At 49.6% G+C, this 17627-nt stretch carries 9 protein-coding genes; 4 read left to right on the top strand and 5 right to left on the bottom strand.

Annotation, left to right across the window (positions count from 1 at the left end):
- Positions 1-3: 3 nt before the first annotated feature.
- Genes ACTJJS_RS00065 through ACTJJS_RS00080 form a run of 4 tightly spaced genes read right to left on the bottom strand, consistent with a single transcriptional unit; the run spans position 4 to position 6729 of the window.
- On the bottom strand, positions 4-885 hold the full coding sequence (locus ACTJJS_RS00065; protein WP_440661914.1) for a PKD domain-containing protein: 882 nt from the start codon (positions 883-885) through the stop codon (positions 4-6).
- A gap of 10 nt (positions 886-895) precedes the next feature.
- Positions 896-1984 (bottom strand): hypothetical protein, encoded by a 1089-nt coding sequence (locus tag ACTJJS_RS00070; RefSeq protein ID WP_440661915.1) that lies wholly within the window; start codon positions 1982-1984, stop codon positions 896-898.
- A gap of 18 nt (positions 1985-2002) precedes the next feature.
- Positions 2003-3502, bottom strand: coding sequence for a RagB/SusD family nutrient uptake outer membrane protein (locus ACTJJS_RS00075; RefSeq protein WP_440661916.1), 1500 nt, complete (start codon positions 3500-3502; stop codon positions 2003-2005).
- Between the two features lie 11 nt (positions 3503-3513).
- Positions 3514-6729 carry a SusC/RagA family TonB-linked outer membrane protein gene (locus ACTJJS_RS00080; RefSeq protein WP_440661917.1) on the bottom strand — a complete coding sequence of 1072 codons (3216 nt, stop codon included), beginning with the start codon at positions 6727-6729 and terminating at the stop codon, positions 3514-3516.
- A 259-nt stretch (positions 6730-6988) separates the two neighbouring features.
- On the opposite strand from ACTJJS_RS00080, the gene ACTJJS_RS00085 reads away from it, so the two are divergent.
- The 4 genes from ACTJJS_RS00085 (at position 6989) to ACTJJS_RS00100 (ending at position 16565) form a co-directional block, all read left to right on the top strand.
- The gene (locus ACTJJS_RS00085; RefSeq protein ID WP_440661918.1) at positions 6989-9880 is read left to right on the top strand and encodes a triple tyrosine motif-containing protein; all 2892 of its coding nucleotides are present in this window, start codon (positions 6989-6991) and stop codon (positions 9878-9880) included.
- A 307-nt stretch (positions 9881-10187) separates the two neighbouring features.
- The gene (locus tag ACTJJS_RS00090) at positions 10188-11378 is read left to right on the top strand and encodes an ROK family transcriptional regulator (protein WP_168869885.1); all 1191 of its coding nucleotides are present in this window, start codon (positions 10188-10190) and stop codon (positions 11376-11378) included.
- A 131-nt stretch (positions 11379-11509) separates the two neighbouring features.
- The gene (locus ACTJJS_RS00095) at positions 11510-14626 is read left to right on the top strand and encodes a SusC/RagA family TonB-linked outer membrane protein (protein WP_440661919.1); all 3117 of its coding nucleotides are present in this window, start codon (positions 11510-11512) and stop codon (positions 14624-14626) included.
- A gap of 19 nt (positions 14627-14645) precedes the next feature.
- Positions 14646-16565 carry a SusD/RagB family nutrient-binding outer membrane lipoprotein gene (locus ACTJJS_RS00100; protein WP_440661920.1) on the top strand — a complete coding sequence of 640 codons (1920 nt, stop codon included), beginning with the start codon at positions 14646-14648 and terminating at the stop codon, positions 16563-16565.
- 63 nt (positions 16566-16628) lie between these two features.
- Here ACTJJS_RS00100 and ACTJJS_RS00105 read toward each other — a convergent pair whose 3' ends face one another.
- Positions 16629-17564, bottom strand: a complete 936-nt coding sequence (locus tag ACTJJS_RS00105) for a LysR family transcriptional regulator (RefSeq protein WP_343745360.1) — start codon at positions 17562-17564, stop codon at positions 16629-16631.
- Positions 17565-17627 lie beyond the last annotated feature (63 nt).

The raw sequence follows: 17627 nt of genomic DNA on the forward strand, positions 1-17627 counted from the left end.
AAGCTATTGTATTGCGATTAGTTTAACATACCATGCTCCGGGGTCCTGGACGCAACGTAACGTCATATGCGTGTCTGTTCTTTCCAATACCTGGTATTTATGTACGCCCAGGTATAGTCCGAGATGGCCTTTTACCGGGAAGGTGATAAATTCTTCGGTGGCGCTGCCGTCGTATCCGAATGTTTCCGTATAGTCGGCAGCTTTAGGGCCGGCAAGGGTGTAGTCGCCGGTGCCTGTTAACGTTGGATCGAAGTCTTTGAGATATTCCTTTTTGCCGAACAGGTCGTTGTGGGTGGTGTGGGTGAACACGTTGCCGTTAACATTAAAGGTGTAGATGTCGTCATAGATGCCGAGGCCATCTTTTTCATTCGGGGCGGCGGCCCACCATGCCGGTGTAAATACATCTGCGCCGGACACGCCGAGGTGACCAGGCGCGTCTTTGTCTACCCGCCATCTTTTGGTGCCGTTGTTGGTGAGCATGCTGACCAGCTCCGGGTTAGGCGTGAAGGCGCGGTATATCTCCACCTCCACGGTATTGGTGCTGGTGATGCCGGCTTTACCGGAGGCATACACGGTGACGGTGAATTTTTTGATGCCGGTATGTTTGTATGTATACGTGTAGGCGTTGACGGTACTGGTCTTAGATGGTTGTCCATCTCCGAAATCCACTTTGTAGTTATAGGCATGTTCGGAGCTGATGTTCAGCTGGATGGTGCCGGTGCCGTCACCATTGGGGTGCGTGGCATCTTTCCCGTTAATGGTGAGCGTAAGCACCGGTTTGCCGGGTGTGTCGAGGCTGCCGAATTTATAATCGTCTTTGTTGCAGCTGCCGGCCAGCAACAGCACGGCAACGAACAGGAACGTTTGTTTTATGTACTGGATCATACGTGTGCAATTAGTTGGTTAATACGATGTCATCAAACAGGATGGTGTAATTCTGGCTGCCATCGCCCTGAGTGCCATTATCGAGGAAGAACAGGATGTTCTGTAGTTTTTTGCTGTTGTCTGTGATTTTACTGCTGAAGTCGAAGGTCAGCTCTTCCCAGGTGTTGGCTTGCGTGGTAACGGCTTCTGTATTTTCCATGAAGGAGTTGTCGCCGTTTCTTTCCAGTTGCAACAGGACGCGCAGGCCGGGGCGCCAGGAATATACTTTTACTTTGAACTTTTTGGTGGTAGTGAAATCAATAGGGCTGCTCATTACGATATAATTGCCGGCCCAGGTCTGGTCTTTTGTTTTGATGATTTTGCCCACGGTGGCGCTGGTATTGATGCCGCCAGGGTATGGATTGGGAATAACGGAGGTAACGCTGCCGCCGAAGTCGCCCCATGCGTAATTGACATCCGGTTGTTCAAATGTCATGGGCAGGGTGAGCGCGTTGTAGATCGTCACTTCTTTGGTGGCCGCGGTGATGGCGGCGCCTCCGCTGAGGGCTTCCACCTTCACCTGGTATTTGCCGGCCTGGGCATAGGTATGTGTAACACTGGCACCTTCAGCGATCAATACTGGTACTTCATTGGCCGCATCGCCGAAGTACACTTTGTATCCTCCGGTCGCGTACAACGCTTTGGCCGACACTGTAAGATCATGCAGGCTGGCGTTGGCCGTGATGGTCAGGCTTTCAGGTGCCCGGAATGTTACAACAAGTTGTTTGGTGACCTCAGTTTTCTGGCCGGTGATGCCGCTGGCGACGACTTTCACCGGATAGGTACCTTCTTTATAAATGTGGGTGGTATTTTGTCCGGGAAGCACGCGTACCGGGTCGGTGGTGGCGTCGCCAAAATAAATATCATAAGCAGTGGCGCCGGCGCTGTTCGGCGTAATGGTGACAAGGCCGGAGTTATCGTTGGTGATTTTAAAGTTGATGGCTTCGTCGGCAGGGGCGGTACCTGTTTTCAGGAAGTCCGTATTGTCGAAGGTGTCTTTGTTGCAGCTGCTGCCCAGGGCAATGAGCAGCAGGAGCGGTATATACGAAAGTTTGTTCATGCTGTTGGATATTGATGGTTAATAACCCGGATTCTGTTGCAGTTGGGAGATTTCTATCTCCCGCTGGGGAATAGGGAACAGTTCATTTTTACCTGCTTTGAAACCGGTGATAACACTAGCTGCGCGGCCGGTGCGGACCAGGTCAAAGAAACGGTCGCCTTCCATGGCCAGTTCCAGCCGGCGTTCATCCCATATCGCCTGCCTGAGCGCTGTTCCGGAAGCGGTAACGTCATGCAGGTTATCGCGGAAAGCGCGGCGGCGTACCTTGTTGAGATAATCGCGGGCTTTGGCATCGTTGGGCGTAGCAGCACGGTTGTTGGCCTCTGCGGCCAGCAGCAGCACTTCTGCATAACGGATGGTGCGATAGTTGTTCAGGTAGTTGAGTTCTGTCTGACCGGAAGTTTCTCCTTTACGCGGCAGGTATTTCTGGTTATACAGACCGGTGTTTTTGTAGGGTGCTGCCTGGTAAGTGATCGTAAATTCCGGGTGCGCTGTTTTGTAGGCTTCTATGTCCAGCACGGTCACCTCTTTCCGCTGATCGCCGGTGGCATAGGCTTTGGCCAGTTCCTGCGTGGGCAGGTTAGTGCTCCATCCCGGCGCATATGGACTGGAGCCTGTAAGGCCGCGGATACCGCATTGCTGCACAGCATAGTTGCCCTGGCCGCGGGTGGCGGCGCCCCAGTTCCAGTAAGGGAACAGGTTGGAGTACTGGATTTCAAATACTGACTCAGCGCCGTTTTCGCCGGATTGTACGAAGATGTCGGCGAAATTAGGCACCAGTGTAAAGGGACCGTTGGCCACGTTTTCCAGTATGGCAGCGGCGGCATCGAACTTGTTTTCGTAAACCAGCACTTTGCCCAGCAACGCCTGTGCGGCGTATTTGGTGACGCGTCCTGCCTGCGGGTTGGTGTTCGGCAGCACCGCGATAGCAGCGTTGAGGTCTTTTTCTATTTGCGCGTACACATCGGCTTTAGGCGCTCTTTGCAGCTTCCTGGAATCGGACAGGTTTAACCGTCTTTCAAAAAACAGGGGCACATCTCCAAAAAATTTCACGAGCGTGAAATAATAATATGCGCGAAGAAAATATATTTCTCCGTAGAGCGCGTCTTTACCAGCGAAATTGATGCTGTTGCCGGAGATGTTTTTGTCTTTGTACTGGGTGAGGTAATTGGCGCGGTTGATACCTTCATAGGCCGACTTCCAGATCTCGGTGAGATAATCGTTGGCCGGCGTATAGGTATAGTCATCGATCTGTTGCAGGCCCAGCACGTCGGAGGCGTTTTCTCCGCCGGTAACAGCGTTGTCGGAAGCGATATCGCCAATGGGAACGGTTTGGTTGAGCCATTGCAACGGCGAGTATACGCTTATCACCATCGTGTTGTAATCATTGGCTGACTGGAGGTAGTCTTTTTCTGTAACGAGGAAATCTTCATGCGCGTCATAGTCCACCCACTTCTTGCAGGAAGGGAGCAACGCCAGGGTAACGAGCAGTCCGGTTATATGCAGTAAGTTCTTCATGTTGTTAGTTTTTACAGTTTGAAATCAACGCCTACAGACCATGTTCTGGCTTGTGGGTAGGCGCCGCGGTCTACGCCGGTGTTCATGATGAAACCGGATATTTCAGGATCGTAGCCGGAATATTTCGTGAAAGTGAAGGCGTTTTTCACCTGAGCGTAGAGGCGTACCTGTGAGAAGCCTGCTCTTTGGAAGAAGCTGGTTGGCAGCGTGTAGCCTAACACGATATTTTTAATTTTCACAAAAGAGCCGTCTTCCACATAGCGGTCGGAAGCCCGGATATTACTGTTGGCATCGGTGAAGGAGTAACGGGGATGACGGGCGTCGTTGGTGCTGCCGGGGCCGGTCCATCTGTCCAGCACATCGCGAAATTTGTTGGTGTAATTGGCGTTCCTTTCATAGGCACGATATACGTCGTTGCCCACAGAAGCATAGGTGAACACGTTAAGGTCAAATTTTTTATAGGAGAGCGACAGGTTCCACCCGAGGGTGAATTTCGGAAAAGGGTTGCCTATCTCGGTTTTGTCTTTGTCGTTGATAACGCCGTCGCCGTTTACATCCACGAAACGGATATCGCCGGGCTGGGCGCCGTCCTGTCTGGGGGCTTTGGCGATTTCGTCGGTGGTCTGGAACAGGCCGGCGGTTTTGTAGCCATAGAAGTAGCCAGGCGCTTTGCCTTTTTCAAAGCGGGTCACATTCTGGGACACGCCGTTGAAGTAGTTGCCGCCCTGAATGAAGGCGGTGCCGTCTTCGTTGGTGGCGGTCACGATATTACGGGCAGTGGTGAAGTTGACGTTGGTGCTGAGTTTCAGGTCACGGGTGATATTTTCATTGTAGCCTACCGACAGTTCCACGCCGCTGCTGCGGGTAGAACCGATATTGGATTCCGGTACCTGCGCGGTGCCCAGGTACAGCGACGGTTCGGATACGAACAACAGTCCTTTTACTTCTTTCCTGAAATAATCTGCTGACACAGAGAATTTGTTTTTATAAAAGGTGACGTCGAAGCCGGCGTTGAACTGTGTCTGTTTTTCCCATGACATGCTGGGGTTGGCGTAGGACGCGACAGTAGAACCTGGGAGGAAGGTATTGCCAAACGTATAGCCGTTGTTGTTACCATCGGCATAGTTGGGCCCACCGGTGACTATTTTAACGGGAGAGGGTTTCACGTTCTCGTTGCCGACGGTGCCATAGCTGCCCCTGATTTTCAGGAAGCTGATCAGGTCTGACCGGAAGAAGTCTTCCTGGGAGGCCACCCATCCGGCGGAGCCGGAGAAAAAGTTAGCATACGGGTTATTTAAGCCGAATGCGTAGGAGCCGTCCCTTCTGGCGGTAAAGGAGGCCAGGTACTTGTCTTTATAATCGTAGTTGATCCTGCCGAAGTAAGACAGGTTACGACGGAAAGAGTAATAGTTGCTATTCGTGCGTGCGTTGAGGTTAGGCGCCACGTCGCCGCGCGGGTCACGTACCTGTGTGGCCACACCGTTGATGACGGTATCGCGGAAATAGATCACGCCGGCGGTATTGTTACCGGTGGCGGCACTGAGGTCGGCAAAGGCCCAGGAGTTGAAAGGCACGTCCTGAGCGGTGGCTGTGATACCGTTGGCCGTCGTTTTATACATAGCGCCTCCGGCTACCACATCGAAGTGGTGATGTTGTTTCACATTAAAGGTATAGTTGGCGAATGCTTCAGCGGTGAAACTGAAATTGCCTTCTTTGGTCTGTGAAACATTGTTATGTGAACTGGAGGAGATACCACCGAGGCCATTTTTGATAATCACGGGCGTACCATCGGCCATCATGGTGTTTTCCACATTGAGTGGGCCGTAAAAAGCCAGCGGCGTGAAGGTTTTACCGGTATTGTCCCAGTTGGTGTACCCGAAACGGCCGGTCAGTTTCAGGTCTTTGATCACTTCATATTGCAGTTCCGCTTTACCATACAGCTTGTTGCCGTTGTTTTGGTTGAAGGTGTTCTCCAGTTTGGTGAGCGGGTTGAATATTTCAGAAAGCAGCAGGTTGCTGAAGCTGTATTTGCCATAGGTATTGGGCACATCATTATATACAGGCACAGTAGGGTCGAAGTTGAGCGCGCTGCCGATAATGGAGTTGAAAGAGTTTTCCTGTATCCCTTTGCTTTTGATGTTCACGAAACTGGTATTCAGGATGAATTTCAGCTTGCGGGTGATATCTACTGAAACGTTGGCCGTAACATTGATCCTTTTGAAGTTGGATTTGCTGCCGCCGCCGGTGATGCCGTCCTGTGCAAGGTAGCCGGCAGACAGGAAGTAGGTCATCTTATCACTGCCGCCGCGGGAACTGGCATTGTAGCTCATGATGGGGGCGGAGTGGAAGATTTCTTTCTGCCAGTTGGTGCCTGCGCCTAATTTGGTAAGATCGGGGAAGATGATATTACCGCCGGAGGCCACGCTGCCTTCATTGATAATGGCGCCATATTCGGCAGCGTTCAATACCGGGATGGTTTTCAGCACTTCCTGTACGCCGTAGTTGGCATTGATGGTCAGATCGGGCTTCTGGTTCTTTTTACCGCCACGGGTGGTGACCACAATAACGCCGTTGCCGCCTTTCACGCCGTAGATAGCGGTGGTGGCCGCGTCTTTCAGTACGTTGATGGATTCGATGTCTGCGGCATTGAGTGCGTTGAGGTCATCGAGCGACTGCATGGCCCCATCGATGATCACGAGAGGATCGGTGCCGGTATAAGAGGGGATGCCTCTTATCAGCACGGTGGGTTTGGAGCCGGGGGAACCGCTCTGGATAACGTTCACACCGGAGGCGCGGCCTTGCAGGGCTTCTTCCGGTCTTACCGGACGAAGGGCCACAATATCGTTGCCTTTTACAGTAGACACCGCGCCTGATACCTTCGTCACTTTCTGGGTACCATAACCTACTACCAGTACCTCGTTCAGGTCACCGGGAGATGTCTGTAACCTGATATGCAACGGTGCCGCGGTGATGGTGACTTCCTGTTGAATGAACCCTACGGCGGATACGTGCAGGATTTTTTCGCCGGAGAGCACATGGATGCGGAATGTGCCATCGGCATTGGCGGCTACGGCCGTCTTGCTGTTGCGGGACACCACTGATGCCCCGGGGATAGCTTCCCCTTTTTCGTCTGTTACTTTACCGGTAACGGGAATGTTTTGTGCCCATGACATATTGGCAAAAAACAACAGTACAGGCATGAGCATGCATGGAAGAAATTTTTTCATACGTGAGTCAGTTTTTACAGTTTCATACGGGAGGATGTCCGGTGATGATGCTGATCTTTCGTTTCAGTTTTTTGGAAGATTCCGTTTTGGATTTTAGTTGACAGGGATGTTGTTTGGATGCAGTAAAATTATAGGATGCCCTCTTCTACCCAAACAAAACCGCTACATCTCTACTACATCACAAATCAGCAAGAAATTGATTATCAATAAATATCGACTACATCATTACTACATCATCCTAATTTTATATCTTCATTTTATGAGAAGATGGTGTTTGCTTATCTTGATATACCTATACTCGCTGACCTGTGCCGGACAAAACACTATAGGGCTACCACAGATCATCAATTACAGCAAAAGTGATTTCAAAGCAGGGACTCAAACCTGGGACATCCGGCAAGACAGCAGAGGCATGATGTATTTCGCCAATAATGAAGGCATGCTGACCTATGACGGCAGTCACTGGAACGTATATCCGTTACCGAACAAGACGATTGTGCGGGCATTGGCCATGGACAGTAATGACCGGGTTTATGCCGGCGGCCAGGATGAAATAGGCTATTTTGAAAGGGCGGCCAATGGTGTGCTGACCTATACCTCTCTGAAAAAGTTGCTGCCAAAATCGCAGAACAGGTTCGCGGACATCTGGCGGATAGAGCTCTATGGAGAATCCGTTTTTTTCCAGGCATCGGACAGGCTGATGGAGTATCGCAACAACAGTATTAAAGTATATCCTACTACCAGCGAATGGATGTACCTCCGGAAGGCCGGCAATAAATTATATGCACAGGACAAGGCTAACGGCCTGCTGCAACTGGAGCGTCATGAGTGGTTGCCGCTGAATATCAAACAACCGCTGAACAACGTGCTGATATCCGGTATCATGGAGATGGGGCAGGACAGCCTGTTGATCGCCACGCAAACAGACGGGCTGTTTCTCGTTGGGCCGGACGGCCATCTGCAAAAGCAGGACAGCCGTTTGCCGGCAGGCGTTAATCTCTCCGTATGCACTCGTATCAATGCCAATGAGCTGGTAGCCGCCACCACGGCGGAGGGTTGTTTGGTGATGGATTTCGCCGGGCGTATTGTGCAGAAGATCTCCCGGACGGAAGGGCTGCAAAATAATAATGTGCTAAGTGTTTTCCTGGACAGGGACAACAACCTGTGGGCCGGATTAAATAACGGGATTGGCTTTATTGCATACAATGCGGCCATTAAATATATCAATCCCAGTAAGACCAACGAAGTATCCGGTTATTCTGCGAGGATTTATAAAGGGCAGTTGTACCTCGCCACTTCTGACGGGGCGTATTATGTGCCGTTGTCGGGCAGTGGCGACCTGAGTTTTTCCAAAGGTGATTTTGTGCGGATGCCCGGCAGCCAGCATGAAGTGTGGCGGTTCGATGAAGTGAATGGCCATCTGCTGATGGGGCAGCATATCGGATGTTTTGAAGTAGCTGATCATGTGAGCCGGCCGCTGGCCTATGGTCCGGGCACCTGGCTGTTTAAGCCGATGACGGCAGTATACCCTGCGGCGGAAGTATTGGCCGGCACTTACGCTGGCGTACGGATGCTGGGGTATGAGCATGGCCGTTTTACAGACAGGGGCATGGTACAGGGATTGCAGGAGTCAGTCCGGTTTCTGGAGATTGACAACAATAATGTGATATGGGCATCGCATCCATACAGGGGCGTATATCAACTGCAGTTGTCGGCCGACCGTAAAACACTGACTGCGCATCTGTTTACCGACAGTGCAGGCCTGCCGTCCGCCCTGAATAATTTTGTGTTTAAAGTGAAGAACCGGGTGGTGTTTGGTACCGCGAAGGGGGTATACGAATTTGATGCCGCTATGGGGCGGTTTGTCCCTTCTGCTTTCCTGCAACCTGTTTTCGGCACAATGGATATTCGTTATCTGAATGAGGACACTGCGGGCAACCTTTGGTTTTGCAGCGGTAAAAAGATCGGGGTGGTGGATTTTCACCGGTCATCTGGCGGGAAACCTTTTACCATTACCTATATTCCGGAGCTGGACGGGAAGATATTGTTGGGTTTTGAAAACATCTATCCTTATAATAAAGAGAATATTTTCATAGGGTCGGAGAAAGGCATGATCCATCTGAACTATGAAAAGTATACGGGAAACCAGCAGCAGGTGCGTATTATGATGGGGCAGGTGAGAGCGTTTGGTAAATCAGACAGTTTGATTTTCGGGGGTTATTTTAACCGTACCGCAGCGGGTTATGTGCAGGAAGAACAGGAGGTGCCGGCGTTGCCTAAGAGTTACAATTCTTTTCATTTTGAGTATAGTTCTCCCGCCTATGGGTTGCAGAACAATATAGAGTACAGCTATCAGCTGGAAGGGTACGACGGGCGCTGGTCTGCCTGGTCATCGCGGCCGGAGAAGGACTATACCAATTTGCCTGACGGGAAGTATGTGTTTAAAGTCAAGGCCCGGGATAACCTTGGGCATGAGTCGGCGGAGTTGCGTTATCAGTTCAGCGTGAAGCCGGCGTGGTATAAAACCGTGTGGGCGTACCTGTTATACAGCCTGTTGCTGACGGGGGTGTTGTATCTGTTGTACCGGTGGCAGGAGCGGAACCTGGCGGTGCAGCAGCGTAAGTTTGACGAAGAGCAGGCGCGGTTGAAATACATTCATCAGTTGGAGTTGGAGAAGAATGAAAAGGAGATCATTGAATTGCAGAACGAGAAGCTGGCCAATGAGATCCGGTTTAAGAACAATGCGTTGGCTGATGCTTCGTTGCATTTGGTAGAGAAGGGGGATGCACTGGTGAAGGTAAAGGATATTCTGGCGAGTGTGTATAAGAAGAATGATAATAACCCGGAGATACGTAATGCCTTGTTGTTGTTGAATGACGTAGAGAAGAACAATGCCAACTGGGAGCAGTTTGCTTCTCACTTTGATGAGATCAACAATAATTTTCTGAAGAAGCTGAAGGACCGTTATCCGGTGCTGACGAATACTGATCTGAAGTTGTGTGCTTATTTACAGCTGAAGCTGTCCAGCAAGGAGATTGCGCAGCTGATGGCGATTTCTGTGCGGGGCGTGGAGATCAAGCGGTACCGGTTGCGTAAGAAGCTGAACCTGCCTACAGAGCAGCAGATGACTGATTTTTTCCACACTATTTAGTTTGTTCGTGCAAAGAAATAAAGGCCTGCCATATGGCAGGCCTTTATTTCTTTGCACGAACTTAAACGTTTTACCTGCTTTTACGTTTTAGCTGATTTTTAAGCGCTGATTTTTGCTTTTTTCTGATACAGAATTAACATTTTCATAATAACTTTACGCATTTTTTTGATAATTATATCGAACTAATTAAAATTTTCATGGAAGTTCTTGGTTGATTTTAGAAAGTTTGGCTATCTTGAACCGGAATTAAGAGATTTGCTGATTTACTTGTTATAAATTGTGACCAGACCAAATATTATCAATCAAAATGGTGTCTGACCGCCAGGAATTATTCAAGAAGACAATACTGAAACACCTTTACTTCAACAAGGAGTTGTCCTGTACCGATCTGACGCAATTGACCGGCAGGAGCCTTCCGCATACAACGAAAGCGCTGAACGAGCTGGTGAAGGAGGGGTTAGTGATGGAGTCGGGATATGCGATATCTACAGGGGGCCGCCGTCCGCAGGTATATTCTGTGCGGCAGGACTATCTGTATATATTATCTGTGGCGATGGACCAGTTCATGACCAGTATTTGTATTCTGGATATGGGCAACCAGGTGATTGGTGAAGAGCAGGTATTGGAATTATCATTATCAGCGCATCCTGACGGGATCTCCATCCTTGGGCAGGAATTAAAAAGGGTAATAGCACAATCCGGTATTCCGAAAGAGAAGTTTGCTGGCATTGGCATAGGCATGCCTGGATTTGTGGACGTGACAAAGGGTATTAATCATTCATTTTTCGATACGTCTGCCAGGAGCATTAATGAATACCTGGAAATGGTGACCGGCATACCGGTAATTATAGACAACGATTCTAGCCTGATAGCGCTGGCGGAGTGGAAACTGGGTGAAGCCCGTCAAAGGCAGCATGCGCTGGTGATCAATATTGGTTGGGGCATTGGACTGGGGATGGTGTTGAATGGCAGCCTTTTCCGCGGGGAAAACGGATTTGCCGGTGAGTTCAGTCACATTCCTTTGTTTACCAACAATAAGATTTGCAGTTGTGGAAAAATGGGTTGCCTGGAAACGGAGACCTCTCTTTCCGTGATAGCGGAAAAAGCGATTGCCGGAATTCAGGCCGGAAGGACCACGGTGATGAAAGGCTTGTCTATGGACAACAGGATTGCCACGTACCATCAGATTATGGACGCCGCTATCAAGGGCGACAAGTACGCAGTAGAATTATTATCAGAGGCAGGATATCACATCGGCAGGGGGATCGCTATACTGATTCATTTATTTAATCCCAAGCTGGTGATTTTGAGCGGGAGAGGCACAAAAGCCGGAAAGCTTTGGCTGGCGCCGGTACAACACGCATTAAACGAGCATTGTATTCCGAAAATCGCAGAAAATGTAGAAATAAAAATTTCATCCCTTGGGTATGCTGCAGAAAGGCTGGGAGCCGCAGCACTCGTTATGGAAAATTTGGATAAAGGCCAACAAAGAGGATAATACAAAAAAAATTTAAGCATCAATCAAAACTTAAACAGCACCGCCAAGGCTGTACAGGGCTTCGTGTGCTGTAGCTCGAACTATAACAGTAACGTGTCATCAACTATTATTTAAAATCAAAATTTACCGCAATGAAAAGGTGGTTAGGCTTTGCGCTGCTGGCTTGTCTGGTAGCCCTTTGCTGTCAAAGCGCTTATGCGCAGGAGAAAAAATGGGTATCCGGTACCCTGAAGGACGGCTCCGGCGCCCCTATTATCTATGCAACGATTGTTGAAAAAGGTACTACCAACGGTGCTACCTCCAACGAAAAAGGTGCTTTCCGCGTGCAGGTGGCGCCTAACGCCACCCTGGTGATCACCAGCGTAGGCTTCACCAGGCTGGAAGTGCCTGCCAATGGTAATCTCGACCTGGTGATGCAGGATGCTTCCAAAGGATTAAACGAAGTGGTGGTAACCGCGCTGGGCATCAGCCGTGAGAAAAAATCACTCGGTTATTCCATGCAGGAAGTAAAAGCCAATACCTTGGTAGAAGCACATGAAACCAACATCACCAATGCGCTGACAGGCGTGGTGGCTGGTTTGCAGATCACCCGCGCCAGCGGTGGCCCTGCGGCGTCTTCCAAAATCAACCTGCGTGGTAACACTTCCCTGAATGGTAAGAACCAGCCGTTGATCGTAGTGGATGGCGTACCTATCGACAACTCCACCGGCGTAGGTTCGGACGGTACCAATGACTACTGGAACCCGTCTCTGGACATGGGTAACGGTCTGTCTGACCTGAACGCCAACGACATCGCCAGCATCTCCGTATTGAAAGGCCCTGCCGCTGCTGCATTGTATGGCAGCCGTGCAGGAGACGGCGTTATCCTCGTTACCACTAAAACAGGCCGGAAAAACAGCGGCGTAGGCATTACTGTTTCCTCCACACTGGGTCTGGAAACTTTCTTTACCCGCCCCGAAATGCAGAAGTCTTTCGGACAAGGTACTAACGGTGTCTTTAATGAAACTGCCGGTACCAGCTGGGGACCGAAAATTGAAGGCCAGGAAGTGACCAACTGGGCTGGTAAAAAAGAGAACCTGCGTTATTTTGATAACGTTAAGAACTTCTATAACATTGGCCTGAACCACAACCAGAATATCTCTTTCCAGCAACAGTTCGACAAGACGTCTGTATATACGTCCCTGAACTATCTGAACGATAAAAGCATGATCCCGGGCACTAAACTGTCCCGCGTAAATATCACCAGCAGAATCTCCAGCAAGTACGGTGCAAAAGACCGCCTGTCTACAGATTTCAAAGTGCAGTATTCCAATACTAATGCGGTAAACAGACCGGCAACCGGCACCAACTCCCGTAACTATGCAACGTTGCTGTACAGCATGCCCGTTTCCATGGACGTCACCCAGTTTAAAAATCCGGTGAATGAATTCGGTAAAATGACCTGGTACAGTGTTGGTAACGATGTGAATCCTTACTGGGCCACCAAATACCTGCAAAACCAGGATATCCGTAACCGTTTTATCATGAACGGGTCCATGAAATACCAGTTCACCAGCTGGTTGGACGCTGAAGTGAAAGCCGGTGCTGATATGTATAACACCACTACAGAAAGCAAAACTTACGTTGGCAGCCCTGCCGCCGTTGATGGTGGTTATGGCACAGGCAGACTGAGTTTTACAGAGCTGAACTACAGCACCCTGATCACTGCCAAAAAGGAAAACCTTATCAGTAAACTGAGTGGTAATATCAGCGTGGGTGGAAACCTGATGAAACAGAAAACCTCTAACGTAGGTTATAGTACCGGCGCACTGGTAGTGCCTAACCTGTTTGCCATCAAAAACTCCAAAGGAGCTATTGCTACCACTGATGCAGCAACAGAGCAACGGATCAACTCCGTGTATGGAACGGCAGGCCTGAACTGGGACAGTTACCTCTTCCTGGACGTGACTGCACGTAACGACTGGTCATCTACCCTGAGCCCTGAAAACCGCTCTTTCTTCTATCCTTCCGTGAGCTTGTCTTACCTGTTTACAGAACATATCAAATCCCTGCCGTCCTGGTTGAGCTATGGTAAACTGAGAGCTTCCTACGCAGCCGTAGGTAACAGCTTGTCCCCTTACCAACTGTACAACAACTATGTGATTGGTCAGGACCCTAACGGTAACATCACTGCTAGCCGTGATAAGATTTACTTTAATAAGGGCGTAAAAAGTGAGCTGATCAAATCTCATGAGTTTGGTGCGGAATTCCGTTTTGTGGACAGCCGCTTCGGACTTGATTTTACCTACTATAAATCCAATGCCACCAATCAGCTGATCGATTTGCCGATGGACCCTGCCAGTGGTTATGGAAAACGTAAAATCAATGCCGGTAACATTCAGAACAGTGGTTTTGAAATCATGGCAGACGCCAGAATCCTGACCAATCCTAAAGGTCTGATGTGGAATATCTCCGGTAACCTCTCCATGAACCGCAACAAAATTATTGATATCGGTGAAGCAGAAGGCGTAAGCATTTATCCGCTGGGTGGTTTTGATGCGGTGTCTATCGTTGCGAAAACCGGTTCACTGTATGGCGATATCTATGCCAGCAAAGTGTTAAGACGTGTAACTGATCAAAGCAGCCAATACTATGGACAATTGATATTGGAATCCAACGGCCTGCCAAAAATTGAAGATGGTAATAAATACCTCGGCAATCAGGCAGCTAAAGCACTCGTGGGCATTACCAACTCATTCTCCTACAAGAATTTCTCCCTGGGCTTCCTGGTAGACGCGCGAATTGGTGGTGAAATATACTCCGTGACACAGCTGATGATGCAGAAAGCCGGTACAGCCGCTATTACCGCGCCTGGTGGTCAGAGAAACGATATTGTAGTACCAGGTGTTATCGATCAGGGTGGTGGAAAATATGTTCCCAATACCCAATCTGTTACACAGCAACAATACTGGAATGCGCTTAACAACGGTAACCTGGGCGCTCCTGAAATAAATACCTACGACGCTACCAGCATCCGCCTCAGAAACGTACAGCTGAATTACAACCTGCCTAAGAGCGTATTGGGCCGCATGCCGGTACAGGCAGTGAAAGTTGGCCTGTCCTGCAATAACGTATGGATGATTTCCAGCCATGCACGTGGCCTCGATCCGGAATCTGTTTTCGCGATTGGTTCCAATGCTACCGGTTTTGAAAACGGTGCGCCTCCAACCACCCGCACATTCCTGGTGAACCTTAGCCTTAGTTTCTAACCATTAATTGCAAATTGACATGAAGAAAATATTCATAAAATCAGGCGTGGCATTGGCAGCGTTTTCCATGTTACTGTCTGCCTGTAGCAAATTTGATGATATCAATCAGAATCCCAAACAGGCCAGCGAAAGCCAGGTCCAGGAGGAGTTCCTCATCAATAGTTCTATTATCGCCGCCCAGATGGACCCGGACGTGGCTGAACGTTCATTCGTGCTGATCTGGAAAGCTGCCGCTCACCAGCAACTGGACGACGGCATTACTTCCGGCAATAACAACGACGGCTGGTCCGGCGCTTATTATACACAGATATCCAGCTGGCTGACCAGTATTAATGCTGCCGTTGAGTTGGGTGAAAAAAAGATAAAGACAGGTAACATCAACGAATATACGGCGAACCTGTTGCAGGTGTCGCGTATCTGGCGCGCATATTTGTTGAGCGAGATGTCCGATAACTACGGTCCTATAGCAATACAGGGGTATTCCAGTGGTGCAAACCCGGATTTTGCCAGCGTAAAAGACGTGTATTACTTTATCCTGTCTGAGCTGAAAGACGCCAGCACCAAGCTGAACACCACTCAGACACCTGGTGATGCCCTTGCGAAGCTGGACCCCGCCTACGGTTATGATTTCAAAAAATGGCAGCGTTATGCAAACTCCCTGCGCTTGCGCCTGGCCATGCGTTTGTCTGAAGTAGACGCTGCTAAAGCCAAAGCGGAATTTGAAGATGCGGCTGCCGGTAATCTGATCACCGACATGAGCCAGACTTTCCAGGTACAGGAAAAACCAGGATGGGATGCGCTTACCGGTGTAATGAGCCGTGAGTGGGACGAACAGCTGATGACCACCACCCTGGAGAATATCTATAACGGCCTTGGTGGCGTGAAAACGGCAGACCAGCTCACTGATCCGGTTTATCAGCCATATATCAGGGCTGCTGACTGGGCGGGCTTACAGCTGACAGACCACTTCCCGACCACTTCCAGTGATCCGCTGGCGGGCTTCTGGTTTGATGGTTTGCCACAAACCATCGATCCGCGTGCTTACAAAGCGTTTATCCCTGCAGGAGATTTCTCCAATCCGAATTTCTCCCGTTATCCTTCCTATAATGAAAATGCATGGAAGAGAACAGCGCGTGCCCTGATGAAAAATGATAAAGACACCGCAGTGCTGCTGGACGGTAAAATGGCCTGGAATGGCCAGACAGATGGCGACTGGGGCGCGAAAGGCACACTTAACCGCTGGTATTACTGGCCTGGTGGCGCTCCGCGCATGACGCAGCAGTTCCGTACCAGCACCAGCAAACGTATCTTCTTTGCTCCGTGGGAAACACATTTCCTGATCGCTGAAGCGGCGGTGAGAGGATGGAACGTACCGATGTCCGGCAAAGCGGCTTACGAAAAAGGTATCACGCAGAACTTTGAATACTGGGGCGTTTCCCAGTTTGTGGGCGCTTACCTGGCTTCTACCGATTTCAATAACGTGGGAACTTCCGTTAGCTGGGACCATACTGCTGAGCCTCCGGCTGCGCACACCATGAACTTCAAAAACGGTTATACCAATACTCCCGGCACTGTTGCCATTAAGTATCCGGTTAATAACCTGTATAAAAACGGTAGTGTGAAGAATGACCTGTTAACCAAGGTTATTACACAGAAATACATCGCTAATATGCCATGGCTGCCACTGGAAGCATGGAGCGATCAGCGCAGGCTCGGTCTGCCCTTCTTTGAAACACCGAACGTTGAGCAACCAATACTTGGCCTGCCGGGATTGAACAATGGCAACTATATGACCAGCAACGTTAAGTTTTATCCGCAGCGTATCAAGTATCCTTCTGTCATGAGAAATGCCAATGGCAAGGGCTATGATCAGGCCGTACAGGCACTGGGCGGTACAGAAGATGTGACCACGCCGCTTTGGTGGGCTAAACAAAAGTAATTTTTGCTTCACTATAACTGTCACGTCAGCCGTTAATTGGAAACAATTAGCGGCTGACTTTTTTTACAGCGCGCCCATTTCTTTGCGAAAGATATCTTCTACCATTTTGATTTCTTTGCTGTAGATAGTTTTTTTGCGCGACCCGAAATACAGTGTGTTCTCCACTTTGACATCCCCTGCCCATACGGCTTTCACCTGTCCGGATTTGATCTCGTCCCGGCAAAGGAAATCGGGTATAATGGCAAAACCTTCATTGCCGCTCAGGCAACGCACAATAGAGCTGATATTGGGCACGATATAATTAGGCTTAAAGTCAATGTTCTGCCGGAGGTTCATTTTCCAGAACCGCTTCAGATGGTCCATGTCCGCCGCGGTACTGTACCATACCTGTTGTTTCAGCCAGTTTTCCAGCGCTCCGATTTTTGCCGCTTTTACTTTCTCGTCTTTTACATCGATCTCTTTCAGCAGTGTTTTAAGTGGTTTGATATTCGTACGCTCGCCACATACCAGGAGGATTTTCTCGCGGGAGAAAGGTTTGAATTCCAAATTGGTCTGTTCCCCTTTTTCCGGCGTCACAATGAGGTCCAGCACCCCTTTGTCGAGGTCGTGTATCATTTCCTGGTACAGGCCGAATTTCACTATCACGTTGAAGGGCAGGGTGGAGATATACCTTTCCAGTGTAAACTGGAATGTTTCAAAGCACATGCCTATGCTGATGGTAGAGCGGCCTTCGCGGCTGCTGCGGTGAAATACCTGCTCCGCCATTTCCAGTCTGCCCATCGGTTCCTGGATGAAATTATAGAGCACTTTGGCCCTTTCCGTAGGCACCATTTTCTTCGCGGAGCGGTCAAACAGTTTATAACCGGTGGCCACCTCCAGTGAGTTGAGATGCAGGCTCACGCCCGGCTGGGAGATATATAACGCCTGCGCTGCCGCAGTAAGGGTACCCTTTTCATAAATGGTTTTGAAGGTACGCAACCATTCCATGTTCAGATTCATAATCTATCATTTTTCTGATACAAAAGTACAACTTAACTTATTTGTATAATGATTTATTTCGGA

The sequence above is a fragment of the Chitinophaga sp. 22308 genome, assembly GCF_052045305.1.
GTDB classification, from domain to species: domain Bacteria; phylum Bacteroidota; class Bacteroidia; order Chitinophagales; family Chitinophagaceae; genus Chitinophaga; species Chitinophaga varians_A.

What these genes read in the sequence shown, in the direction of transcription:
- ACTJJS_RS00065 (WP_440661914.1), bottom strand. Translation starts at nt 885, where the DNA reads ATGATCCAGTACATAAAACAAACGTTCCTGTTCGTTGCCGTGCTGTTG.
- ACTJJS_RS00070 (WP_440661915.1), bottom strand. Translation starts at nt 1,984, where the DNA reads ATGAACAAACTTTCGTATATACCGCTCCTGCTGCTCATTGCCCTGGGC.
- ACTJJS_RS00075 (WP_440661916.1), bottom strand. Translation starts at nt 3,502, where the DNA reads ATGAAGAACTTACTGCATATAACCGGACTGCTCGTTACCCTGGCGTTG.
- ACTJJS_RS00080 (WP_440661917.1), bottom strand. Translation starts at nt 6,729, where the DNA reads ATGAAAAAATTTCTTCCATGCATGCTCATGCCTGTACTGTTGTTTTTT.
- ACTJJS_RS00085 (WP_440661918.1), top strand. Translation starts at nt 6,989, where the DNA reads ATGAGAAGATGGTGTTTGCTTATCTTGATATACCTATACTCGCTGACC.
- ACTJJS_RS00090 (WP_168869885.1), top strand. Translation starts at nt 10,188, where the DNA reads ATGGTGTCTGACCGCCAGGAATTATTCAAGAAGACAATACTGAAACAC.
- ACTJJS_RS00095 (WP_440661919.1), top strand. Translation starts at nt 11,510, where the DNA reads ATGAAAAGGTGGTTAGGCTTTGCGCTGCTGGCTTGTCTGGTAGCCCTT.
- ACTJJS_RS00100 (WP_440661920.1), top strand. Translation starts at nt 14,646, where the DNA reads ATGAAGAAAATATTCATAAAATCAGGCGTGGCATTGGCAGCGTTTTCC.
- ACTJJS_RS00105 (WP_343745360.1), bottom strand. Translation starts at nt 17,564, where the DNA reads ATGAATCTGAACATGGAATGGTTGCGTACCTTCAAAACCATTTATGAA.